This is a genomic window from Tellurirhabdus rosea (genome assembly GCF_026278345.1).
In the GTDB taxonomy this organism is placed as follows: domain Bacteria; phylum Bacteroidota; class Bacteroidia; order Cytophagales; family Spirosomataceae; genus Tellurirhabdus; species Tellurirhabdus rosea.
Map to the genome: position 1 here is coordinate 2,444,829 of NZ_CP111085.1, position 23,410 is coordinate 2,468,238.

Below are 23,410 nucleotides of genomic sequence, written 5' to 3' on the forward strand. Positions count from 1 at the left end.
CGACTTACGCGGCCGTGCCCAGCGACCGCAGCATCTGGTAATGCGATTGCAGGGCCCGGCCGAAGGTCGGTTTGCGGTTGTACGGAATCCGGAATTCCTCGGCGGTCTGCCGCACAATTTTTGACAGACGGCGGTAGTGAATGTGCGAAATGGACGGGAACAGGTGGTGTTCGACCTGATAATCGAGTCCGCCGATGTACCACGACAACCACCGCGGGCAGCCGAAATTGGCCGTTGTTTCCAGTTGGTGAATCGCCCACGCGTTCGGAATGGAACCCTGCGCGTCGGGCATGGGCTGGTGCGCCCCTTCGACGATATGGGCCAGCTGAAAAACGATGCTCAGAATCAGTCCGGCGGTGAAATGCATCACGACAAAGCCCAGCAGCCACTGCCCGAAGGTCAGGCTCGTGAGCCAGAGCGGCAAAACGGCCACCAGCAGCACATACACCACCTTACTGCTGAACAGCACCAACAATTCGGCCCCGGTGAAGGGCTTGACCGGGCCTTTGCCCGCCAGCCGGTGGTATTTGATGGCTTGCCGGAAATCCTTGACGAAGAACGAAAACGTCATCAGGCCGTACAGGAAAAAAGCGTAGATGTGCTGAAAACGGTGATACCCCTTCCGTTTCTCGGTCGGACAAAGGCGCAGGAAATATTTCCCCGTAATGTCCTCGTCCATGTCGTGGATGTTGGTGTAGGTATGGTGAAGCGTGTTGTGCTGCACTTTCCAGTTCAGGACGTTGCCGCCCAGCAGGTAAAGACTTGCCCCCGACACGGCATTGATCCAGGGGGTGGAGGAAAACGAGCCGTGGTTGGCATCATGCATAACGGACATGCCTACGCCCGCCGTGGCCACGCCCAGCAGCACCGCTACGCCCAGCAGCGGCCATCCGGTCAGCAGATCACTCAGCACCAGCGCGTAGCAGCCCAGCAACAGGCCCAGCAGCACCACGCTCTTGCCCAGGATCGGCTTCCCCCCACATCGGGTTAGGTTTTGTTCCCGGAAATCGGCATCTACCCGTTCACGCAGCACCTGAAAAAAAACCGACTTGTCCTTGTTCACAAACTTTACCCTTGTGTGCATTGGCCTTATAAGAAAAAAGGGCTTTAAAAGCCCTTTGATGATTCGTAACGAATTCTGTATCTGACTTCCGGCCGTTTAGGCAAGTTGTACCTTTACAGCGTTCAGACCTTTACGGCCCTGTTCTACTTCGAACGTTACCTCATCGTTCTCGCGAACCTGATCGATCAGGCCGGAAGCGTGCACGAAGATGTCTTCTGCTGAGTCCGCAGATTTGATGAAACCAAATCCTTTGGTTTCATTGAAGAATTTAACAACTCCTTTTTTCATTACTTTTTTTATGTATTTCCGGAAGGTACGGCTTTACAGCATTAAGACCTAGCAATCAGGAATTTATTTAGTAAAAAAGATGAACAGGATGCCTGAAAGGCCGAAAAGGGCCGAAGCACCGCCAGCGAAAAACCAGCGAAGCCCCGACCCTTTCCGGTACGTAATAAATTGAAATTTAACTACTTACCAAACTCTGATCCGTTCTTCCTTCGACTTGTACATCTTGTCGCCGGGCTTCACGTCGAACGCTTTGTAAAAGGCGTCGATATTGGCCACGGGACCGTTGCAGCGGTAACGACCGGGCGAGTGCGGGTCCGTCAGAATCAACTGAGCGGCCGTCTCGGGCGTTACGTTTTCGCGCCAGATCTGCGCCCACGACAGGAAGAAACGCTGGTCCGGCGTGAAGCCGTCAATTTTCTCGCCCGACTGGCCCTGCTTGGTTTTCTTGAACGCATCGTAGGCAATGGCCAGCCCGCCGAGGTCGGCCAGGTTTTCGCCCAGCGTCAGCTTGCCGTTTACGGCCAGTGAATCCAGCACCTTGAAGCCGAAGAACTGCGCCACGACCTTGTCCGAACGCTGGCTGAACTGCGCGGCATCTTCGCGCGTCCACCAGTCGCGGAGGGTGCCGTCGGCGTCGTACTGGCGGCCCGAATCGTCAAATCCGTGGGTCATTTCGTGCCCGATTACCGCTCCGATACCGCCGTAGTTGATGGCATCGTCGGCGTCGGCGTCAAAGAACGGGAATTGCAGAATGCCCGCCGGGAAAGCGATTTCGTTGTTTACCGGGCTGTAGTAGGCGTTGATGGTCGGCGGCGTCATGCCCCAGCGGGTGCGGTCCACAGGTTTTCCGAGGCGCGTCACGTTGTAGTTGTAGGCCCACTGGCGGTTACGCTGAACGTTGCCGTAGAAATCGTCGCGGCGGATGACCACGCCGTCGTACGTTTCCCACTTGTCGGGGTAGCCGATTTTTCGTTTGAACGACACCAGTTTGTTGAGCGCGCGCTTTTTGGTTTCGGCGCTCATCCATTCCAGGCCGTTGATGTGTTCCTTGAAAGACGCTTCCAAGTTGTCTACCAGCGTCAGCATCCGCTGCTTGGCTTCGGGCTTGAAGTATTTTTCGACGTAAAGCTGCCCGAGCAGTTCACCCAGCTGGGCATCCACCAGCGAACTGATGCGCTGCCAGCGCGGAGTCTGCACTTTCTGGCCCGTCAGGACCTGATTGAAGGCGAAGCTCTGGGCCACGAACGGGCTGCTCAGGTAGGGAGCCGCATCGCTCAGGACGTTCCAGCGCATGTAGGTCTTCAGGTCTTCGGTCGGGGTGGCCGTCAGCAGGCTGTCCACCGAGCGCATGAAGCGCGGGTTTGCCACCAGCAAGGTGTCCTGTCCTTTGGCACCGAACTGGTCGAGCAGGCCGCTCCAGTTCAGGGTGGGGGTTGTTTTCGAGAAATCGGCAACCGTAAACTTGTTGTAGGTCCGCTGGGGGTCGCGCATTTCGACGCGGCTCAGTTGCGCCTGGGCGAGGGCCGTTTCCAGCCGGATTACCGTTTCGGCGCTCCGGGCGGCCTGTTCGGATGTTTCGCCGATGAGGCCAAACATCTTGGTCAGATGGTCGCGGTACGACTGCCGGATCTTCTGACTCCGGGCATCATTTTTCAGGTAATAATCGCGGTCGGGAAGCGAAGTGCCGCCCTGGCCGAGCTGCGGAACGTATTTGTTCGGGTTGCGGCGGTCCTGCGAGACGCCGAAGCCAAACAGCATGCCCTGGCCCAAAGTCCGCAGGCGAACCATTTCGTTGAGCGCTTCGGCATTGTTCTTCAGCGCGGCGATGCGGGTCAGTTCGTCTTTGATGGGGGTGTAGCCCAGTTTCTCCACCGCCAGGCTGTCCATGCCCGAGGCGTAGAAATCGCCGACCATCTGGCGAACGCGGCCTTTGTTGGCCTCCGACGGCTTGCCGGCTTCTTCCAGCAGCAGCCGGATGCGCCGCGAGCTTTCCTCGCGAAGTTCGTTGAAGCTGCCCCAGCGGGTTTTCGAGGCCGGAACCGGGTTGTTTCTGATCCAGTTTCCGTTGGCATACTGGTAGAAGTCATCGCCCGGCTTCACCTTGTTGTCCATGTTCTGGGCGTCGATGAACTTCTTTTTGGGCGCTTTGGTCTTGGGCGGCGTACCGGCCAGCAAACCGAGCGACAGGGCCGCCAGCGGCAGCACCAATCCGAATCGTCTCATACGGATGTTGATGAGGTTAGGTTAATCGTCAAACAAAAAGGGTTACAAATTTAACCTTTTTCGGAATAATCATTGGCCTTTCTGCCAAAAAGCAGAAACAGCGCACCTGAAAAGGTGCGCTGCCCTGGCCCTGTCGGTGGTCTCGGACTCCGACAGCGGCTGTAAAAACCTTTTGTGAGCCGCTGTTGGGGTCCGAGACCACCGACAGGGCAGGTATTTTAGCGGATGGCAAAAGAGCCTTCGCCGATCCGGAAACCTTCTGCGTACAGTTCTACCGTGTATTTGCCGGGCTTGTAAGCCTGACCGCGGGTGTACGTGAAGTCTACGTTCTGGTTGTTGTTCGTATAAGGCACGGTCTGCTTGGCCGTGTACATCATTTCCTGACCGTTGAAGTCAAAGCGGCCGGAGCCGGTCCCTTCGTCCGAGATGACGGCACCACTGGGGTCGAGCACGCGGATGTACACTTCTTTCTCTTCCTGACGGGTCAGGGGATTGTCGAGCAGGGTGTATTGCAGGCGGATTTTGTCTACCCGGCGGGCTTTTACTTCGTCAGAAGAAGCGTCGCGGGCTTTGCCTTTCGAGTTCAGGGCGAACACCCGGACGTTCTGGGCACGCAGCGCCGAGGCACGCGTCACCTTCTCGCTCAGGTCGGTGTTCACCGCCGAAATCCGCTGCACCGAATCGGTCAGCGTCTGGCGCTCCGTCTTCAAACCGCTGTTTTCGTCGTTGAGCGTCTGGTTGGTTGTCACCAGCACCTGGTTTTCATCGCGAAGCTGGGCGATCAGGGTGTCTTTTTCGGCCAGGAAGGCTTCATACTGGCGGATTTTTGCTTCGTATTTGGAAATCGAAATCCGCTGTCCGCGCCGCAGGGCCGCCCGATCCTGCTCCAGTTGGCCGCGTACCCGTTCCAGTTCTGTTACATCCCCACCGAGCTTCTTTACCTCTGCAATTTTCGCATCGAGGGCCGTTGAAATGGAATCCAGCTTGATGCGGGTAGTCGACAGTTCTTCAGCGCGGGCCGCAATCGTTGATTCCTGATTCTTATTGACGTCTTTCTGCTCGAATAAAAGGTAGCTGGATACCCCGGCCAGAATAGTCATGATCACCAGGGCAGCAATAAGAGCCCCATTCGCTTTCGGCTGTTTGTTCTCCATAGTTGACAGATAACTAGTTAAATGAAATAGATTGGTTGGTTAGGTAAAGTAGAAGGTCATCGGCAGCTTCAACGGTTAAATGGTGTTTTCCGGCGAGTGAACAAAAGCATTCCCCGCTTTTTGCAACACATATCACCAAAACGGGATTATTTTCTATTTAGTATATATGACAAGAAAATTTTATTCACCCCGCCCGGTGGTTTCTGCTGATACTCAGGCCTCCTTCTGCATGAACTGCAGGCCGCTACCGAATGTTACCATTCTGTACCGTTATCCGATGTATGCCTGAACTACCCGAAGTAGAAACCTACCGCCGCTACCTCGAAGCCTCCTCGCTCCACCAGCCGATCGAGGACCTCAGCGTGGAAGACTACAAACTGCTGACCACCGATTTCAACACGCTTTACGAAACCCTGATGGGGCGGTCGCTGACCGGCACCCGCCGGGTGGGCAAGAATTTGTTCGTCTTTACCGACGATCCCGCCGTGACCCTGCGCCTGCATTTCGGCATGACCGGCGACCTGGCGTATTACCACGCCAGCCTCGACCGTCCGCGGCATGCCCGCATCGTGTTTCACTTCGCCAGCGGCTTCAATCTGGGATTTATCTGTCCCCGAAAGTTCGAGCGCGTTGGGCTGGTAGACGACGTAGATACGTATTTGTTGCGAAAAAAGATTGGTCCCGACGCCCTTAGCATCCCGCTTTCCGAGCTAACGGCCCGGATTCTGTCCCGCCGCACCGCCATCAAGCCCGTGCTGATGGACCAGCGCACGGTGGCCGGTCTGGGCAACTGGATTGTCGATGAAGTGCTTTTTCAGGCCCGCATCCACCCCGAGCAGCGGGCCGATACCCTGAGCGGCGACCAGCTGGCCGCCCTGCACGACGCCATCCGGCTGGTTCTCGAAACGGCCATCCGGCACGAAGCCCAGTACCGCGACTTTCCGCCCGATTTTCTGATTCATGTCCGGCAGTGGGACGACTACCCCTACGATGACGTGGAAGCTTACCAGTTCTGCCCGCGCTGCCGGACCCGGATCGAAAAAACAGAGGTCGGCGGCCGGACGACGTATTTCTGCCCGGCGGAGCAAAGGAAATGATTGAAGGTTGAATGATTGAAGGTTGAATGACTGAATAGCTCCGCAGATTGGAACCCAGCTAAGCTATTCAGTCATTCAAAATTCAATCATTCAGTCATTTCACAATTTGCCACACGCCATACACACTCACGCCCAGGATGGAGGCGACGCTGGCCCAGAACCAGAGGTCATAGCCGCGGGCAGGGATCAGCGTTTGTGGTAACTGCCGGTACCGGAAATCAATGGCTACGCCCGCCACCAGCAGCAGCAGGACCGACGTGGCCGCTCCGCCGAGCAGAATCATCAGCACGGGCAGTTGAATAAACAGGTACAGCAGGCACCAAACCGCCGGAAAAGCCCACGCCAGCACGGCCAGCACGCGGCTTCGGTCGGGTCCGGTTTCGTAGCGCACCCAGCCCAGTTGGCCGAAGGCATCGCCAAAAATACGCGCCCAGCTCGCCGTAGCGGTAAACAGGGTGGAGTAAAGCACAAAAAAGGCTCCGATCAGGAAAATGACCTTCGCGCCCGGTCCCAGCGTCACGGTAAACAGCCGCGACAGCGTTTCGACCATCGCGAAGCCTTCCGGAATTTCGCCCTGCTGGCGCAGCAGCGACGCGCCCAGCAGATAAAAGGCCGCCGTGACAATCGTATAAATCGCCATGCTGACCAGGGCGTCCAGCGTCATGACCCGAATCCAGCCGCGGGCGCGTTCGGCCCAGGCGGGCGTTCCGTCGTTGGGGCCGGTATAGGCCGCGTAGCCTTTTTCGACGCACCAGTAATTGTAGTACATGATTTCGTCGCCGCCGACGCCGGTAATGCCAAAGGCTCCCAGCGCCACGCCTACCGTTTCCGGCGGCAGCGAAAAAGTGAGCCCTTCGGCCAGTTGACTTCCGGTGATGGCGTAGGGAGTGGTTTGCAGGAGGAAAAGCGAGACCAGAATAAGGCCGGTAAAGGCAATGATCATCACCAGTGAGCCTTTTTCGACCCAGCCGTAATGGCCCCGGTAGATCAGCAGGGAGGTAACGAGCGCCGAGGCAACCGCCCAGAGGCCCGCACTGACGGCCGGAAAGGCAATGTGGAGTACCAGCGCCACGCCCCCGACAATGCCCCCGACCTGCAGCAGCTTGAAACCCTGCAACGACAGCCAGAGCCAGATACTCCAGTGCGCCCGCCCCAGCCGACGACCCGGCAGGCGGTTGAGGGTCTGCATGGTGGTGCGGCCGGTGTAGATGGCGTTTTTTCCGAACTCAACCTGCAGGGCCACTTTGACAAAACAACTGACCAGAATGACCCAGAACGTCGTGAAGCCCGCTTTGGCTCCGAGCGCGGTGGTCGCGATCAGCTCACCGGAGCCGACAATGGCCGCCGACAGGATAAAGCCCGGTCCCAGGTGGCCCAGCCGCCCGGTCAGCGTCAGGGGCGCGGCCTTCACCAGGGAGGGCTGACTAGTAAGGGTGGCGGAGGGTGAGTCGGGCGAGGGCGTTTCCATGCGTGCAGGGTAGGGTTCTGATTATCACCCGGAAAAGTAAACGCGCCGCCAAAACTACCGCAGGCCGGTAAACGCAAAAAAGGGAGGCCGTCGGGCCTCCCTTGCATAACGGGTAAATCAGTCAGCTAAACGCGTAACGGCTCGTCAGTCCCGCCAGACTCTCCGACCTCTGGCTGATGTTGTAAAGCTTTTTCAGCCAGAAACCATGTTCAATCAGGAAATCCAGGTTGAATTTCTGCACCATCCGATGTTCGGGCAGGTTGGGCGATTCTGCATGCATCATCGAGTAGTTCGGGAAGTACGATTGCACTTCGTCCGGACCGATGCTGAACGGCGGGGTGGCCATGATGGGCGCATATTCCAGGGTGTTCAGGAAATACAGCGCGCCCGGCTCCGTCAGTTCTTCCATTTTGGCCAGATACCGCATCCGCATGTCCAGCGGCAGGGCTACCAGCGACGCCCGGTCGTAGACGATATCCAGCGGACCGAGGTCTTTTGTGGTCAGTTCGAATAAATCCTGGCAGAACAGAACGAGGTTGCCCGCTTCATACCGCTTGCCGTGCCGCCGGTAGGAAATTCCGTTTTCTTCAAAAAACTGCACCACCGCTTTCTCCGCCAGTTCTACCCCGACGACCCGGTCGGCGTAACGGCTGAAATACAGCATGTCGATGGTTTTTCCGCAGAGCGGCACGAAAACGGTTTTACCCGCCAGCACATCCGGCGTCAGGTGTTTGAGCACGTACGGGTGCACATCTTTCCGGTGAAAACTGGTGTAGACCCCGCCCAGGTCCCAGGATTTGATCCAAAACTGCTTTTCCATTAGTCGTTGTTGTTGTAGAATGGTGTGGATTCTGTCGGATGACGGGGGCAAAGGTACGTCCGTTGTTTCCGGTCGGGGTAGCGCAGAATTCCCCGTTTGTGAAATCAGGTAGTTTCCCGCATTTTTGCGTACTGACCGGCGGCCCGGACGGCCTTTGTTCGCCATCGCTGGAACAAATCTGTCTTATTTGGAGCCGTCCTGCCAACAAAAACCAACCGGATCGACAGAAATCAGCGGGCAACCGTCACAAAAGGAAGTCGAAACGTTTCTAACCTTTCCTGCCCGGACGGGTTATTTCTGCGCATCCAATTGCTGATTGATACTGTATGACCCAGCTCGAAAACGACTTTCTCCGCGTAACCATCCGCCCGAAAGGCGCTGAACTTACCTCTCTTTTCAACAAAAAAACCGGCATTGAACACCTCTGGCAGGCCGACCCCGCCGTATGGCCCTGGCACGCGCCCAACCTGTTTCCGGTGATCGGCGGCTGTCTGGACAACGAAATCCGGGTGGCCGACGAACGGTTTCCGATGGGCCGTCACGGCTTTGCCCGGCAATCCGAGTTTACGCTCGAAGAAGCGCTGCCCGAAAAAGCCCGGTTCTCGCTTCACAGCAGCGCCCAGACGGAAGCATCCTACCCGTTCCGCTTTTGTTTTCAGATCATTTACCGGCTTGACAACGCCACGCTAACGGTCATCTATAAAGTCACGAACGAGGACAACCAGCCCATTTACTTTTCGGTCGGGGCGCACCCGGCTTTTGCCGTGCCGTTCACGCCGGGCGAATCCTACGAAGATTACATGCTGGAATTCCAGAAGGAAGAAAATTACGATCGTCATCTGCTGTCGGACGAAGGCTTTTTTACGGGCCAGACCGAGCCGGTGCTGGCCGTCGGCAACCAGTTGCCGCTGACCCGTGACCTGTTCGACAAAGACGCGCTGGTGTTCAAAACGCTGGACTCCCGCCGCCTCACGCTCCGCAGCCGCCACCACGACCATGCCGTGACGGTCACGTATCCGGCCTTTCCGTACGTCGGGATCTGGGCCAAGCCCGGAGCCGATTTCGTCTGCATCGAACCGTGGCTGGGCTGCGCCGATACCGAAGGCCGCAAGGTGGACATTTCGCAGAAAGAAGGCATCCAGACCGTCGAAGCCGGCAGCGAATTCGAAGCAGGGTTTACGATCGGGGTGCAGTGAGTGTTTTCGGTTTTGTGTTTTCCGTTGCTCCGCGCGGAAGGGGTTATCCTAAAACGGACCTTCAGTAAACCGAAAACGCAAAACAGAAAACGGAAAACTAATTTCTGCTCAGGTACGAGAACAACCGCTTGAGGCGGACGTCTTCGGTCGGAAAGTTCCATTCAATGGCCCGCATCAGGGAGCGGAGGGGGCGTAGTTCGGCGAGGTTGCCGGGTGGTTTGATGGCCGGGCTGTAGAGTCCCTGCGACAGCAGCGTCAGCAGTTTGAGTTTGTCCTGAACGACCAGCTCAGACACGGGCAGTTCCCGACCGTAGTAGGTTTTCAGCCGCCACTGGTTGGCCGCGTCCCGGCGCAGCGATTCCATGAAGTCGCACAGCGCTTCGTCGGAGCCGTAATCGGTTAATTCGAGGAGACCATCTTCCGTAAACTGGTCGGCAAGCAGGAGGTGCGTTAGCCCCGTGGCGTTCAGAACCCGGGTTAGATTGGCTTCAATTCGGGCTTCAAGGCCGTAGAGCTGTCTCCAGTAGTTGTCCTGCATCGCCATAGTGCGTCACGGTCGAAGATGTGGATAATACCGTGTAAGTTAAGGACTTGTCCCAGATAAACCACATTTCCCATAGAATTATTAGCAAGCGGACAGAAATGGCGTTTCGGACGGGCGAAGCTGTTAAAACGACGAAGTTCCCGCCCGGCTGGCTTTCCGCTGAGCGGAGCCTTTTGCCGGGCGGGAACTTCGTTGGGCAACTTCTGAATAAAACTTACTGAACCGGTACAAACGAGCTGCGCGCGCCACCGGAGTTGAACAGCGCCCGGCTGCGGGCTTTCTGTCCGTTGGTGAACATGTACATGCAGGCGTCGTCGGTGTAGTCCATGTAGTTCATCGTCATGAGCGTGTTGCCGCACTTGACGGTCGGGAAGGCCGGGCAGCCGTAGTTCGGCGCGTCGGAATCCGGCGTGTCGGAAACATAATCGTCGATGCCGCAGCCGCCGTCACCCCAGATGTGGCGCAGGTTCAGCCAGTGCCCCACTTCGTGCGTGGCGGTACGGCCTTTGTTGAACGGAGCGGCCACGTAGCCGGTGGTTCCAAAATACTGCGGCGAGATCACGACGCCATCCGTGGACAGGTTGCCGCCGGGGAACTGGGCGTAGCCGAGGATACCGCCGCCGATGTTGCACACCCAGATGTTGAGGTTGCGGGCCGGGTCGGTCGGTTCGATGCCGCCGTTGCGGGATTTTTTCATCGCATCGCGCGTGCCCCACGACGTTTTGGTGGAAGCTTTCCGAACCACTTTGCTCAGCGTAAACTGCACGTCGAAGCCTGAGCCGTTGATGGCGGCGGCGAAGGCCGAGGGGGTCTGGCCGCGGTCGGCGTTGGTAGCGTTGAAGTCCGCGTTCAGCACGTTCATCTGGGAGGCAATCTGAGCGTCGCTGATGTTTTCCTGCGGCTTGGCACTGTTATAAATAATGTTGATGACAACCGGAATGGTGACCGTGCCGGTATAAGCCGCGGCGGCGCTGATCCGACCGTTTTTGCTGGCGAACTTATCCGCATGCTTGTCAATTTCCTTTAATTTTTCGGCCAGCTCGGGGTCTTCCTGAAGCTTTTCGGCCAGTACTTCCATCGTGGCGCAGGAACGGTCTTTCTTGTGATCGTCGTCCTCGTCCCCTATCCGGGCGGCGCTGTGGATATGGCCGTCGGCCACGGACTCTTCAATCGACGGTTCGAAGCAGGACGAAGCGCCGTAAGCTAATCCAAAAAATGCAGCAAGCGTGAAAATTTTCTTCATACGATGAAGTTGATTTGGGTTAAGAATCGGTTAAGATTTTCAAGGTAAAAAAAAGGTTTACACAATATCACCTAATAAGGTTACATATGAAATAAAATTTTTAAAATTTAATTCTTTTGGGAAAATTATTTTGCCAAATCAGGTATCGACTTCATCACCGGTATAAATCTGCACCCTGCGCCGAATTTTAAACAGGCCATCGCCCTTGGTTTCCGGCGTTTCGTCTCCCAGCAGCACGCCCCAGGCTTCCAGCCCCTCCACCCGGTCGAAGATGACCTTCAGAATGGCAATCACCGGAATGGACAGAAACATGCCGGACACGCCCGCCAGAACGCCCCCGATCAGGACGCCGACGATGGACACCAGCGCGTTGATCCGGACTTTGGAGGCGACAATCAGCGGAACCAGGATGTTGTTGTCGATAAACTGCACGAACAGAAACACCGCCACCACGCCCAGCAGGACCTCGATCTGCGGGTGGTTCACCATCGTCAGCGCCACGGCCAGTACGGTAGCCACCAGCCCGCCTATGTACGGGATCAGGTTCAGAATGGCGGCCATGATGCCCAGCAGCACCGCGTACTGCACACCCAGCACCACCAGCCCGACGATGTTCAGCGCCGCCACACTGGCCGTTTCGAGCAGCAGCCCGACCACATAGCTCTGGATAACGGCTTTGATTTCCCCCAGAATCTCGCGCACCCGGCCGGTGAACTGTTCCGGGAAAAGCAGCTGGCAGAAGTGCAGCAGCATGGTCCGGTAGTACATCAGCAGAAAAATGTAGATCGGAATCAGCGTGATCGTGCCCAGCGGGCCGGTGATGAGCCCCAGCGTGTTGACGCCGTTCAGCGAATCGGTCGTCTGGTCTTTCACCTGTTCGATGTACTGTTCCTGCTGGCGGTAGCTGACCTTATACTCCCGCCGGACCCAGCGGCGGACGGTCCGGTAGACATCGTCAATGTTGCGTTCGAGTTTGGGCCAGTCGTCCATGAAATTGGCGATCTGAACCGAGAGCAGCGTGCCGATGCCCGCCACCACCAGCACGGCCAGAAACAGGGCCAGACTGATGGCCACTACCTTGTGCATGCCCAGTTTCAGCAGGCGCTTTTCCAGCGGCCGGAGCAGCACGGCCAGCAGGACCGAATGCGCCAGCGGCACCAGGATGTCCTGACCCAGGTAAATGGCCACGGTGATGATACCCAGCGCCAGCAGCGAATGGGAAAGGCGATGGTAAAACGGTTGGGGATTCATGCTATCTGCGTTTAAGGTTCAACGTTTAAGGTTTAAGGTGGTCCGCCGCGGCGGTGGCTCTGCTCATTCCGCTTCTCTGATGGCGAAGCAGCCTTAAACTCTGAACTTTCAGCCTTAAACTTTCAACTTTTAACGAATAAACATTCCACCGCGCCGGATGTTGATAGAAGGTATTTTATGATCACTCAACGAAGAAAAAAGCGATGAATCTGAGCAACAGATACCTGGCTCCCGGCGGGGCTGCCAGCGGCGGCGAACACGGCAAAGGCCATGCCGGTACCGAGAACGACGACGAACGGAACGTGCCCGAAGACGGCCCGAGCGGCGAGAACACCGTCAACGACGGCGAACGCGGCGGCGGCCTCTGGACCAGCGGCGGTCAGGTCTCCTCCGGCACTCCTTACAACGACGACTACGGCACACCAGAACCCAACCGCAAAGCCGAGTCAGAGGAAGGGAATTAATTTTTGGGTTTAGAGTTTAAGGTTTATGGTTTAGAGTTTATGGTTGCTCCGCCAGTTCAGGCGTCATAGCCTAGCGGAGCAACTATAAACCATAAACTCTAAACCATAAACTCTAAACTAATTGATATGAAAATTGAAATCTGGTCCGACGTAGTTTGTCCGTTCTGTTACATTGGCAAGCGGCATTTCGAACAGGCATTATCCACCTTTTCAGGGAAAGACCGGCTCGAAATTCAGTGGAAAAGCTTTGAACTGGACCCGCATGCCAGGCCCGAACCGGGCGTTTCGCTGACCGAAACACTGGCGCATAAATACGGACAGAGCGTGGAATGGGCCGAGCAGATGCAGCAGCGCGTGGCCGCCACCGCCAGCGCGGCCGGTCTGAATTTCCGCCTCGACAGGGCCATGCCCGCCAATACCTTCCACGCACACCGCCTCATTCACTTCGCCGAGCAGAGAGGCAAACAGGCCGAAGCCGAAGAACGGCTGTTCAAAGCTTATTTTGAAGAAGGCGCCGTGGTGGACAACCCGGAAACGCTCATCCGTCTGGCCGCCGAGATCGGGCTGAATGCCGACGAGGTGGAGAACCTGCTGGCCAGTGATGAATTTGGTCCGGAAGTCCGCTACGACGAGCAGGAAGCCCAGGCGCTCGGCGTCCGGGGAGTCCCGTTCTTCGTCATCGACCGCAAATACGCCATCTCCGGCGCCCAGCCGGTGGAAGTCTTCCAGCAGACGCTGGAAAAAGCCTGGACGGAGACGCTAAATGTTGAATGATTGAATGATTGAATGACTGATTAGCTCCGCCTCAATTTGAGACTTGCGGAGCTAATCAGTCATTCAATCATTCAATCATTCAGTCATTCCATCAACCCATCAGCAACGACTCCGCGCCGTCGATCCAGATGGGGGTGCCGGTGATGTGGCTGGATTTATCGGAGGCCAGGAACAGCACCAGTTCGGCGACCTGCTCGCTGCGGCCCGGCTGGCCGTCCGTCAGCGGGATTTTGCCTTCCGGAAATTCTACCGGCTCCTCAGTTTCCTCGATTTTTCGCTTGGTCGTATTTTCGTCGATGTTCGTTTCAATGGCGCCCGGGCAGATGACGTTCACCCGAATCCGGTGCTTGGCCAGTTCCAGGGCGGCCATCTGCGTGAAGGCAACCTGCCCGGCTTTAGTGCAGGAATAAGCCGTCGCGCCGGTATTGCTGAAAATCCGGGTGCCGTTGACCGACGATGTAATGATGATCGACCCGCCCTGCCGCTTCAACAGCGGAATGGCGTACTTGACCGTCAGGAAAGTGCCCCGGAGGTTGATGTTCATGGTTTTGTCCCATTCCTCGGGTTGCAGGTCTTCGATGGGCGCCCAGACGCCGTTGATGCCCGCGTTGGCAAAAACAATGTCCAGCCGCCCCCACTGCTGTTCCACTTTCTGAATCGCCTGCTGCATCTCTTCCGGACTCGAAATATCCGCTTTCAGCGTCATAGCGTCGCCGCCCTCCTGTTTGATGCGATCGACCACTTCCTGCAGTTCGCTTTCCGTGCGGCCCAGCGCCCCGATTCTGGCGCCCTGTTTCGCCAGCAGCAGCGCCGCCGCTTCGCCGATCCCCGAGCCGGCTCCGGTGATCAGGGCGACTTTTCCCGTAAGTTCCTGTGTCATAACGTTCTGTTTACGTGCGTTTCACGAACTCATAACGCCGGGCGACGGGGATGTTCCGGCTATACTTATCAACCGGATTCGGTGGGGCGGCCTGCCGGTTCAGTATACGTCCAAAAACATTTACTTTTACGGGCATGCTTTCAAACACAGACCTTTCATGAAACGCCTCACCTTCCTGTCTTTCTTTTCTCTTTGTTTTTGCTTCCAGCTTGCCGTCGCCCAGTCCTCCCGCGAAATTCTGTACGTCGGGACTTACTCCGTGCGGGGCAGCGAAGGCATCTACACGTTCGCCTTCGACCGGAAGTCCGGCACGCTACAGCCGCTGGCGACCACTTCCAACGATAAAAGCCCTTCGTTTCTGGCCATTCATCCCAACGGCCGGTTTCTGTATTCCGTCAACGAAGGGGCCGAAAAAGCGGGCGGGGTCAGCGCCTACGCCATCGAACCGGGAACGGGCAAGCTGACTTTTCTGAATCAGGAATCCTCGCAGGGCAGCGGTCCCTGCCACATCAGCATCGACCAGACGGGCCGGATGGCGTTTGTCTCCAACTACGGCGGCGGCACGTTTACGGTCCTGCCCATCGGCGCGGACGGAAAACTCGGCAGCCCGGTCGAGAACATCCGCTATACGGGCAGCGGCCCCAACGCCCAGCGTCAGGACAAGCCGCATATCCACTCGGCCACCGTTTCGCCCGACAATCGCTTCGTCTACGTAGCCGATCTCGGCACGGATAAGCTGTACACCTACGAAATTGACGCCAAAGCGCAGAAAATCAAACCCGCCGCTACGCCGTTTGTCAGCATCACCCCCGGCGGCGGACCGCGCCATTTCGCTATTCACCCGAACGGCAAAAATGCGTATCTGGTCGCCGAAATGGGTTCCGCGACGGTCGCCTTCAACCGGGACCCCAAAACCGGGGCGCTGACCATTCTTCAGGAAAGCGTCAAGACCCTGCCCGCTGAATTCACGGGCAACAACACCAGCGCCGACATCCACACCGACCCGGCGGGCCGCTTTCTTTACCAGTCCAACCGGGGCCACAATGCCCTGGCCATCATGTCCATTGCAGGAGACGGTAAACTGACGCTGGTTGGGCATCAGCCGGTGGGCGAAGTGCCGCGCAACTTCATGGTCGATCCGAAAGGCGATTTTGTGCTGGCGGCGAACCAGAACAGCGACTCCATCCTCATCTTCAAACGGGATAAGGCGACGGGCAAGCTGTCGCAGGTCGGCGAGCCCGTCAAGGTTCCGTCCCCGGTCTGCCTCAAACTGATGACGCTCAAATAACCGGACCGAACGCAGAAGCGCCCCCTTCTGCGTTTCTTTTTTTCAAGAAAATGAATTTTTATTCACCAAACTCTTGCAACTGAATTTTTATTCACCTTACTTTGTGCGGTCTTAGAAGAACAGACATGCGACAGAAGGACGAAGCGAAAGAGCAGCAAATACTGGAAGCGGCCCTCCAGCTCATCACCCGAACGGGTCTGGCCGGACTGAAAATGTCGGACCTGGCCAAAGAGGCGGGCGTAGCTACCGGAACCGTGTACATTTATTTTACCGATAAACCGGCGCTGATTCAGCGGCTGTACACCTACCTGGTTCAGAAAAGTCTCGGCGACCTGGAAGCGGGCATCCGGGAGACCGATCCGGTGCGGGTAAAAATTCAGAAATTATCGCTTAATTACCTGAAAGAAAGCATCGAACACCCGGAATACGCCGCCTTTTTCGAGCAGTATTACCGCTCCCCGTATTTTGTCGAAACGGCAGAATCGCAATCGGTTGAGAACGGGCTGATGCAGCCGATTCTGAATCTGGTTGTCGAAGGCCAGCAGCAGACGATCATCAAAGAAGCCAACCCGGAACTGCTCGTTACGCTGGTCTGCGGAATGCTCAACGAACTGGCCAAGCAGGTCTATTACACCGGCCAGCCGCTCAGCCCGCAGGATTGGGAGACGACCTTCTCGGTTATCTGGGACGGCGTAAAACGGTAAGTTTCCGAAGACGTGTTCAGGCAATGCGTCTTTTCCTTCGTCTTTAAAATGAATATTTTTTCACCCAATAAAAACAACCCTCATGAATAAGACAGTTCTCATCACCGGGAGTTCTTCGGGCATTGGCAAAGCCGCCGCCCGTTATTTTGCCGAAAAAGGCTGGAACGTGGCGGCCACCATGCGTACGCCGTCCAAAGAAACCGAATTGGCCGGCCTGCCGAATGTGCGCCTCTTTCGTCTGGATGTGATGGACGCCGACAGCATCCGCCAGGCCATTACCGACGCCCGGACCGCCTTCGGAGGCATCGACGTGATCGTCAACAACGCGGGCTACGGAGCCGTGGGCGTTTTTGAAGCGGCCACGCCGGAGCAGATTCAGCGGCAGTTCGACACCAACGTGTTCGGCGTCATGAATGTCATCCGCGAAATCCTGCCTTATTTCCGCGAAAAGCGCGACGGAACCATCATCAACGTCACGTCGATGGGCGGCCTGATTACCTTCCCGATCTACAGCGTCTATCACGGGACCAAGTGGGCGGTGGAGGGCTTCAGCGAGGCGCTGTCGTTTGAACTGCGGCCGTTCAACATTCGGGTCAAAAACATCGAACCGGGGGCAATCAAGACGGATTTTTACGAGCGGTCGATGGACCTCTTCCGCAAGGACGGCCTGACCGACTACGACGAATACATCCGGGTGACGTACGCCAACTCCCAGAAAGCCGGAGCCGACGCGCCGGGACCGGAGGTGGTGGCGAAGAAGATTTTTCAGGCGGCCAACGACCGGTCATTCCGGCTGCGTTATCCGGCGGGCGGGCAGTCGCCGATGCTGTTGGCGCTGCGCCGGATGGTGCCGCTGTCGTGGTTTCACGGCATTGTCCGGAGCGTGGTGGAAAAAGGGTTTCGGCCGGCCGTGTGAGTCCGGTTTGGTTTCTCGCGGATTTACGCAGATTTTTAAGCGCAGATTTTTCGGTGTTCCCTTCTGGACGGAAATCTAGCCTAATCCGCAAGAATTAACCTAAACCTATGCTCGACCTTGGCTTCGTCAGCGCCATTATGGCGGACGCTGACCTGAAAACCACCTTAGAATTTGCCGGACAGAACGGCTTCAAATGCGTTGAAATCATGTGCTGGCCGCAGGGCAACGCCGACGCCCGCCGCTACGCCGGAGTGACGCACATCGCCGTCGAAAACCTGAACGACGAACAGATCACCGACATTCAAACCCTGACGCGGCAGACCGGCGTTTACCTTTCCGGCCTCGGTTATTATCCCAACCCGCTCGACCCCGACCCGGAGAAGGCGGAGTTCTACATTGAGCACATCAAGAAAGTGATCCGGGCGGCGGCGCGGCTGGGCATTCCGGTGGTGAACACCTTCATTGGGCGGCATCCGCAGAAGACCGTGGCCGAGAACCTCGACCTCTTTGTGCACGCCTGGACGCCCATCATGCGCGTGGCCGAGGAGTGCAACGTCAAGATCGGCATTGAAAACTGTCCGATGCTGTTCACGCAGGACGAGTGGCCGGGCGGCAAAAACCTCGCCACGACGCCCGCCATCTGGGACCAGATGTTCACACGGATTCCGTCGCCGCTGCTGGGCCTGAACTACGACCCGTCGCACCTGGTCTGGCAGATGATGGACGAGGTAGCTCCCATCTACCAGTACCGCGACCGCCTGCACCACATTCACCTGAAAGACGTGAAAGTCTACCGCGACAAACTGAACCGGGTCGGCATCATGGCGTATCCGCTGGAGTACCACAGTCCGAAGCTGCCCGGCCTCGGCGACGTCAACTGGCGCGGCTTCTTTGCCGCCCTGACCGACGTGCGCTACCGCGGCCCGGTCTGCATCGAGGTCGAAGACAAAGCCTATGAAGGTTCACCGGAGGATGTGCGCACGGCCATTCTGACCAGCCGGAATTACCTGCGGCAGTTTCTGGGTTGAGGAATTCGTGGTGGCACGGCGGCACGTCGTGCCACTTCGCAACTAAACATTTTGTGCCTTAACCGGAGTGTAACTGGCCGACCCGTCGTTTTTCCAAACAGCTATCCACATCCATCATGAAAAACCTCGCTACACTCCTGTTTTCCCTCCTGACTCTCGCCGTATGCCATGCCAAAGAACCGACCCGACCCGCGGCGGAAGCGACGGTGATTGTTTACCGTCCCAGTCAGTTTATGATGTGCGCCCGGGCCTGGCACATTTCGATCAACGGCAAGAAGGCCGCTAAACTCTGGAATCGACAGACGCTGGTATTGACCGTACCCGCCGGAACGGTTTCGCTCGAATCGGCCCTTTCCGGCCTGACGATTGCGCCCCGCCGCCGCGACCGCCTCAACCTGAATGTGCAGCCCGGCCGGACGTATTACGTGCAAGCCGACGTTCGAACCGGCGTCCTCAGGGGCTATCTCGGTCTGGCAGAAGTAACCGAAGCCTCGGCCCGGAAGCATGCAAAGGCGGTGGAGATAAAGTGAATAGATGGGGGCTTTCCAACTCCATCAGAAATTTTCTAATAAGTCTCCGCCAAACAACACCCCTATCATCCGCTCAAATTCTGTCTGCCACGGCGCTTCAATCGTCACGGCCTCTCCGGTCGACGGGTGGGTGAAGGCGAGCGTCCGGGCGTGGAGCAGCATCGTGTTCATTTCAAATTTTTCCAGAAACAGCCGGTTCTGCTTGTTGCAGCCGTGCGGACGGTCGCCGATGATCGGGTAAAAAACGTGCGCCATGTGCTTGCGGAGCTGGTGCATCCGGCCCGTCGTGGGCGTCAGCTCGACCAGCGAATAGCGCGAAGTCGCGTGTTTGCCGAACGGTAGCGGGATTTCGGTGCGTTGCAGGGTTTTCAACTGCGTAAAAGCGTCCTGCACCACCCCGTCGTCGCGGCGAAGTGGGTAGTCGATGTCTAGCGTGTCCGGCGTGTGGCCGCGGACAATCGCCAGGTACGTTTTCTGTACACCGCTTTCCATAAACAGGGTCTGCATGGCCGCGTTCAGGTCTTCGGTCAGGGCAAAGAGCAGCACGCCGCCGGTTTTGCGGTCGAGGCGGTGCACGGGATACACGCGCTGGCCAAGCTGGTCGCGCAGGAGCTGAACGGCAAATTCGCTGGCGTCGCTGGCGATGGGCGAACGATGCACCAGCAAGCCATGCGGTTTGTTGACCGCCACCAGATCGGCGGACTGGTAAAGAATCGGGAGCGTTTTGATAAGCGGACGAATTGTAGGGCTGTCCCGACTGCGGGCTGCGGCACCCCTTGTTTTTTACAAAGATAAGCGGAAAGGAACGGTGATGGTGCTGCGGTAAGAGCGGGGCACTACTTCGGGCCGTGCCATTGCGATGCGCCCGTTATTCGCCCATGTCTACCACCAGCTTTCCTTTCACCCGGCCGCTTTCGCTGTATTCGTGCGCTTCGGCAATCTGGTCCAGCGTATAGGTCCGGTCGATAACGGCTTTCAGGCGGCCTTCCGCGGCATGCTGCAGCAGCCAGGCCATGTCTTCGCGCCGGAAGGCAAAAGCAACCACTTTGGCTTTCTGCTCGGCAAAAGTAGAAAGAACCGTTTCGGCGATCTGTTTAGGGGAAGGCAGCGTCGATACGTAGACGCCATCTTTGGAGAGCACGTCCCGGCATTCGGAGAGAGAACGTTTGCCGACGGCGTCGAAAACGATCCGGTACCGGCGAAACTGCTCTGGTTCTTTCGTAAAATCCGTTGTCTTGTAATCAATGACCCGGTCGGCGCCCAGACTCTGCACCAGTTCCGCATTGGCCGCGCTGCAAACGGCTGTCATGTGCCCGTGCAGGATTTTGCCAATCTGCACGCCCGCCACGCCCACGCCGCCCGAAGCGCCGTTGATCACCACGTGTTCGCCGGGCCGCAGATGGCCCTGGTCCCGGAGTGCAATGAGCGAGGTGAGGCCGCCGACCACCAGCGCCGCCCCATCCCGAAAATCAACCGCGTCGGGCAGGTGGGCGACGTTCTTTTCGTGCGTGCTGACCCGTTCGGCGTAGCCGCCGCCCACCGGTCCGAGGGAGGCCACCACCCGGTCGCCGGGGCTAAAATCGGTGACCAGTTCGCCGACCGCTTCGACCACGCCCGCACACTCGGCCCCGAGCACTTTGGGAAATTTGCCCATGAGTCGGCCGAAACTGCCGTCGCGGACTTTTGTGTCGAGGGGATTGATGCCCGTGGCCCGCACCCGGATGAGGACATCGTGGCTTTCGGCCCGCGGCTCGGGCAGGTCCGTGAGGCGCAGTACGCTTCGGTCACCGTGTTCGTAAATGGCAACAGCTTTCATAAATGGGTATGGCATTTTGTTAGAATACCCTGAAAGTCAGGCGAATGTTTACCAAAAAGTGGTGGCACGACATTGAGTCGTGCCACCACCGGCTAGTATCAGAAAATACTCACCGAAGCACCGCTTCGGTGTCCATCAGTACGGCTGGGCGGGACGGGATTCTTCCTGCGCCTGCTGTACGCCTTCGTGGGCCGAGGTGGACCCGATGGGACCGCTGCCGTTTTGGTTGCGGGAAGCTTCCAGTCCCTCGCGCACCCGGCGGCCGTAATCTTCATCACAGTTCGTGAAAAGCTCCACCATTTTGTCCTGAATGCGGCGGTCCACCGGAGCCAGCGTGTTGACCAGGTTAAAGATCAGGTCTTCGCGCTCCCAGTCCTCAAACATCCGGTAGCGTTCGCCCGCCTGCTTGAAGTCGTTGGTCCGGTCAATTTTCTGCCGCACCAGATTGCCCTGCGCATACGGCGTATGGTCGGGGCCATTCTTCGGCGCTTCCTTCAGGCCGTCGATCAGCGACGGTTCGTAGTTGATGTGCGGGTTGGCTCCGGGCGGAATGTCGGTCTGGTACTGCATCTGGCCGCCCTGCTGGTTGGTCGCCACGTGCGTTTTCGGCGCGTTGATCGGCAATTGCAGGTAGTTGGACCCAACGCGGTAGCGCTGCGTATCCGAGTACGAGAACGTCCGGCCCTGCAACATCTTGTCGTCCGAAAAGTCCAGCCCGTCTACCAGCACGCCCGTCCCGAAAGCGACCTGTTCCACCTCGTTGAAATAATTCTCCGGATTGCGGTTCAGCGTCATCTTGCCGACGGGCAGGAACGGAAACTGGTCCTGCGGCCAGAGCTTGGTATCATCCAGCGGATCGAAATCCAGTTCCGGGTGTTCGTCGTCGCTCATAATCTGCACACACAGTTCCCATTCGGGATAATCGCCGCGTTTGATGGCTTCAAACAGGTCCTGCGTGGCGTGGTTGAAGTTTTTCCCCTGAATTTCCTCCGCCTGCAACTGCGTCAGGTTACGAATGCCCTGTTTGAGCGGCTCCCAGTGGTATTTGACCAGCACGCCCTCGCCTTTATCGTTGTACCATTTGTAGGTATTCACGCCCGAACCCTGCATCTGCCGGTAGTTGGCCGGAATGCCCCAGGGCGAGAACAGGAACGTGATCATGTGCATGGCCTCGGGCGTATTGCAGATGAAATCGAAAATGCGCTGCCCGTCCTGGATGTTGGTGACCGGGTCCGGTTTGAAGGCGTGCACCAGATCCGGAAACTTCATCGCATCCCGGATAAAAAAGACCTTCAGGTTGTTGCCGACCAGGTCCCAGTTGCCTTCTTCGGTATAAAATTTCACCGCAAAACCCCGCGGGTCGCGCAGCGTTTCGGGCGAATGCCCGCCGTGGATGACCGACGAAAACCGGACAAAAACCGGCGTTTGCTTTCCCTGCTGCTGAAAAAGTTTGGCACGCGTGTATTTGGACACCGGCTCGCCGCCTACCGTCCCGTAGGCTTCAAAAACCCCGTGTGCGCCCGCTCCGCGCGCGTGTACGACGCGCTCCGGAATGCGTTCGCGGTCGAAATGGCTGATTTTTTCGAGAAATGGGTAGTTCTCAAGCGTGGTTGGCCCCCGGTTACCGACCGTCCGGACATTCTGGTTGTCATAAACCGGATGCCCCTGCCGGGTAGTCAGGGTGTTTTGGCCGCTGTTCTGCTGCGGCTGGCCCTCCTGATGGCCGTTTCCGTTGCGGTTGCCGTTCTGGTTTTCCATAGACGTGAGTGCGGATGGTTACGAGCCTCTTAAACGACCTCTCTCACAAATGGTTCACCAGATTTATCCTTTGGCTTTGGTAGATTTCCTGTTAATCCGTCACACCCGTCAGCCCGCTCTTTCCCAACCGACGCACCAGCAGCGGCAGCACAAACGTCATCAGCAGAATCGCGCCGGTCAGCACCCAGGTAGATGAAAAGTCCGTCACGTCCTCCGAACGGATCACATTATTCGTCAACTGGTAAACGATGTTGTTGCCCCAGTGCAGCCCGAACGTCAGCCAGAGCGAGCGCGTCAGGACCAGCGGCAGGGCCAGGCTCACGCCCATGACGGCCAAAAACACCCAGGTAGTCGGGCCGTTCTGCAGCCGGTAGGCATGGTTGAGCACAAAAAGACCGGTAGAAAGCAGCACGAACGTCCGGGCGCTCAGGCGATGCGCCCCGTGGGCAAAGAGGTAGCCGCGCGTCAGGACATCTTCGGCCAGCGAAGGCAGCAGCGTACCGATGCTAAAAATCAGCAATCCGGTTGCCAGCTGCTCGGGCGGCGGCACCTGCGTCACACGCGTCAGGCCGAGAGCACAGCTCAGGCCGAACGCCAGGGCCGTTACCGAAGCTTGTACCAGCAGCCCGGTCAGTAATTGCGCACGACTGCCGGACTTCCAGTGCAGACCCGCCGCCTGAAGCCCATCCCGGCCCTGTTTGCGAAGGACAACGTGGACCAGCAGCAGAAAGAGCGCCATCAGACCCAGAAACATACCGTCGCTGCCGGTACGGTTGCGGATAAACTCCGGCAATTGGTAACAGGCACTCAGAAACAGGTAAACAACAATCAGCCGGGCGCTTTTCATGGGCTTCAGAAGCATGGAGGAAAGAGACGCCGCAAAGGTAACGGCCCCGCCGGAATCC

The 23,410-nt window shown here is 57.6% G+C and carries 23 protein-coding genes; 9 read left to right on the plus strand and 14 right to left on the minus strand.

Annotated features, from left to right (window positions below):
• Positions 1-4 precede the first annotated feature (4 nt).
• From ORG26_RS10140 to ORG26_RS10155, 4 genes are all read right to left on the minus strand, one after another.
• The gene (locus ORG26_RS10140; protein WP_266368918.1) at positions 5-1,084 is read right to left on the minus strand and encodes a fatty acid desaturase family protein; all 1,080 of its coding nucleotides are present in this window, start codon (positions 1,082-1,084) and stop codon (positions 5-7) included.
• Positions 1,085-1,159: 75 nt separating this feature from the next.
• Positions 1,160-1,351, minus strand: coding sequence for a cold-shock protein (locus tag ORG26_RS10145; RefSeq protein ID WP_266368919.1), 192 nt, complete (start codon positions 1,349-1,351; stop codon positions 1,160-1,162).
• Positions 1,352-1,534: 183 nt separating this feature from the next.
• Entirely contained in the window at positions 1,535-3,574 is a 2,040-nt protein-coding gene (locus tag ORG26_RS10150) for a M13 family metallopeptidase (RefSeq protein ID WP_323134407.1), read from the minus strand.
• A 218-nt stretch (positions 3,575-3,792) separates the two neighbouring features.
• Entirely contained in the window at positions 3,793-4,728 is a 936-nt protein-coding gene (locus tag ORG26_RS10155) for a hypothetical protein (RefSeq protein WP_266368920.1), read from the minus strand.
• Between the two features lie 281 nt (positions 4,729-5,009).
• On the opposite strand from ORG26_RS10155, the gene ORG26_RS10160 reads away from it, so the two are divergent.
• Positions 5,010-5,825, plus strand: a complete 816-nt coding sequence (locus tag ORG26_RS10160) for an Fpg/Nei family DNA glycosylase (RefSeq protein WP_266368921.1) — start codon at positions 5,010-5,012, stop codon at positions 5,823-5,825.
• 94 nt (positions 5,826-5,919) lie between these two features.
• On the opposite strand, the gene ORG26_RS10165 is transcribed toward ORG26_RS10160, so the two are convergent.
• Both ORG26_RS10165 and ORG26_RS10170 read right to left on the minus strand, forming a co-directional pair.
• The gene (locus tag ORG26_RS10165) at positions 5,920-7,293 is read right to left on the minus strand and encodes an Nramp family divalent metal transporter (protein ID WP_266368922.1); all 1,374 of its coding nucleotides are present in this window, start codon (positions 7,291-7,293) and stop codon (positions 5,920-5,922) included.
• 121 nt (positions 7,294-7,414) lie between these two features.
• Complete coding sequence (locus tag ORG26_RS10170) at positions 7,415-8,113, minus strand: class I SAM-dependent methyltransferase (RefSeq protein WP_266368923.1); 699 nt, start codon at positions 8,111-8,113, stop codon at positions 7,415-7,417.
• 326 nt (positions 8,114-8,439) lie between these two features.
• Here ORG26_RS10170 and ORG26_RS10175 point away from each other — a divergent pair, with 326 nt between their 5' ends.
• Entirely contained in the window at positions 8,440-9,309 is an 870-nt protein-coding gene (locus ORG26_RS10175; RefSeq protein ID WP_266368924.1) for an aldose 1-epimerase family protein, read from the plus strand.
• Positions 9,310-9,406: 97 nt separating this feature from the next.
• Here ORG26_RS10175 and ORG26_RS10180 read toward each other — a convergent pair whose 3' ends face one another.
• The 3 genes from ORG26_RS10180 to ORG26_RS10190 form a co-directional block, all read right to left on the minus strand.
• Positions 9,407-9,853, minus strand: a complete 447-nt coding sequence (locus tag ORG26_RS10180) for a hypothetical protein (RefSeq protein WP_266368925.1) — start codon at positions 9,851-9,853, stop codon at positions 9,407-9,409.
• A 214-nt stretch (positions 9,854-10,067) separates the two neighbouring features.
• Entirely contained in the window at positions 10,068-11,096 is a 1,029-nt protein-coding gene (locus tag ORG26_RS10185; protein WP_266368926.1) for a zinc metalloprotease, read from the minus strand.
• A 138-nt stretch (positions 11,097-11,234) separates the two neighbouring features.
• Positions 11,235-12,347, minus strand: coding sequence for an AI-2E family transporter (locus ORG26_RS10190; protein WP_266368927.1), 1,113 nt, complete (start codon positions 12,345-12,347; stop codon positions 11,235-11,237).
• Positions 12,348-12,550: 203 nt separating this feature from the next.
• Here ORG26_RS10190 and ORG26_RS10195 point away from each other — a divergent pair, with 203 nt between their 5' ends.
• Positions 12,551-12,811 carry a hypothetical protein gene (locus ORG26_RS10195; RefSeq protein ID WP_266368928.1) on the plus strand — a complete coding sequence of 87 codons (261 nt, stop codon included), beginning with the start codon at positions 12,551-12,553 and terminating at the stop codon, positions 12,809-12,811.
• 126 nt (positions 12,812-12,937) lie between these two features.
• The gene (locus ORG26_RS10200; RefSeq protein WP_266368929.1) at positions 12,938-13,585 is read left to right on the plus strand and encodes a DsbA family oxidoreductase; all 648 of its coding nucleotides are present in this window, start codon (positions 12,938-12,940) and stop codon (positions 13,583-13,585) included.
• Positions 13,586-13,676: 91 nt separating this feature from the next.
• Here ORG26_RS10200 and ORG26_RS10205 read toward each other — a convergent pair whose 3' ends face one another.
• A complete protein-coding gene (locus ORG26_RS10205) occupies positions 13,677-14,465 on the minus strand; it encodes an SDR family oxidoreductase (protein ID WP_266368930.1) in 789 nt (262 codons plus the stop codon).
• A 157-nt stretch (positions 14,466-14,622) separates the two neighbouring features.
• Here ORG26_RS10205 and ORG26_RS10210 point away from each other — a divergent pair, with 157 nt between their 5' ends.
• The 5 genes from ORG26_RS10210 (at position 14,623) to ORG26_RS10230 (ending at position 18,931) form a co-directional block, all read left to right on the plus strand.
• Positions 14,623-15,753: a lactonase family protein gene (locus ORG26_RS10210; protein WP_266368931.1), complete on the plus strand. Its 1,131-nt coding sequence runs from the start codon at positions 14,623-14,625 to the stop codon at positions 15,751-15,753.
• A gap of 125 nt (positions 15,754-15,878) precedes the next feature.
• Positions 15,879-16,457, plus strand: a complete 579-nt coding sequence (locus ORG26_RS10215) for a TetR/AcrR family transcriptional regulator (RefSeq protein ID WP_266368932.1) — start codon at positions 15,879-15,881, stop codon at positions 16,455-16,457.
• Between the two features lie 82 nt (positions 16,458-16,539).
• The gene (locus tag ORG26_RS10220) at positions 16,540-17,373 is read left to right on the plus strand and encodes an SDR family oxidoreductase (RefSeq protein ID WP_266368933.1); all 834 of its coding nucleotides are present in this window, start codon (positions 16,540-16,542) and stop codon (positions 17,371-17,373) included.
• 107 nt (positions 17,374-17,480) lie between these two features.
• Positions 17,481-18,401, plus strand: a complete 921-nt coding sequence (locus ORG26_RS10225) for a sugar phosphate isomerase/epimerase family protein (RefSeq protein ID WP_266368934.1) — start codon at positions 17,481-17,483, stop codon at positions 18,399-18,401.
• Between the two features lie 116 nt (positions 18,402-18,517).
• Positions 18,518-18,931, plus strand: a complete 414-nt coding sequence (locus ORG26_RS10230) for a DUF2846 domain-containing protein (protein WP_266368935.1) — start codon at positions 18,518-18,520, stop codon at positions 18,929-18,931.
• Positions 18,932-18,955: 24 nt separating this feature from the next.
• On the opposite strand, the gene ORG26_RS10235 is transcribed toward ORG26_RS10230, so the two are convergent.
• From ORG26_RS10235 to ORG26_RS10250, 4 genes are all read right to left on the minus strand, one after another.
• Positions 18,956-19,621, minus strand: a complete 666-nt coding sequence (locus tag ORG26_RS10235; protein WP_266368936.1) for a pseudouridine synthase — start codon at positions 19,619-19,621, stop codon at positions 18,956-18,958.
• A gap of 178 nt (positions 19,622-19,799) precedes the next feature.
• Positions 19,800-20,747, minus strand: a complete 948-nt coding sequence (locus tag ORG26_RS10240; RefSeq protein WP_266368937.1) for an NAD(P)-dependent alcohol dehydrogenase — start codon at positions 20,745-20,747, stop codon at positions 19,800-19,802.
• A gap of 135 nt (positions 20,748-20,882) precedes the next feature.
• Positions 20,883-22,505: a catalase gene (locus ORG26_RS10245; protein ID WP_266368938.1), complete on the minus strand. Its 1,623-nt coding sequence runs from the start codon at positions 22,503-22,505 to the stop codon at positions 20,883-20,885.
• Positions 22,506-22,596: 91 nt separating this feature from the next.
• Positions 22,597-23,367 carry a CPBP family intramembrane glutamic endopeptidase gene (locus tag ORG26_RS10250; protein ID WP_266368939.1) on the minus strand — a complete coding sequence of 257 codons (771 nt, stop codon included), beginning with the start codon at positions 23,365-23,367 and terminating at the stop codon, positions 22,597-22,599.
• Positions 23,368-23,410: the final 43 nt, after the last annotated feature.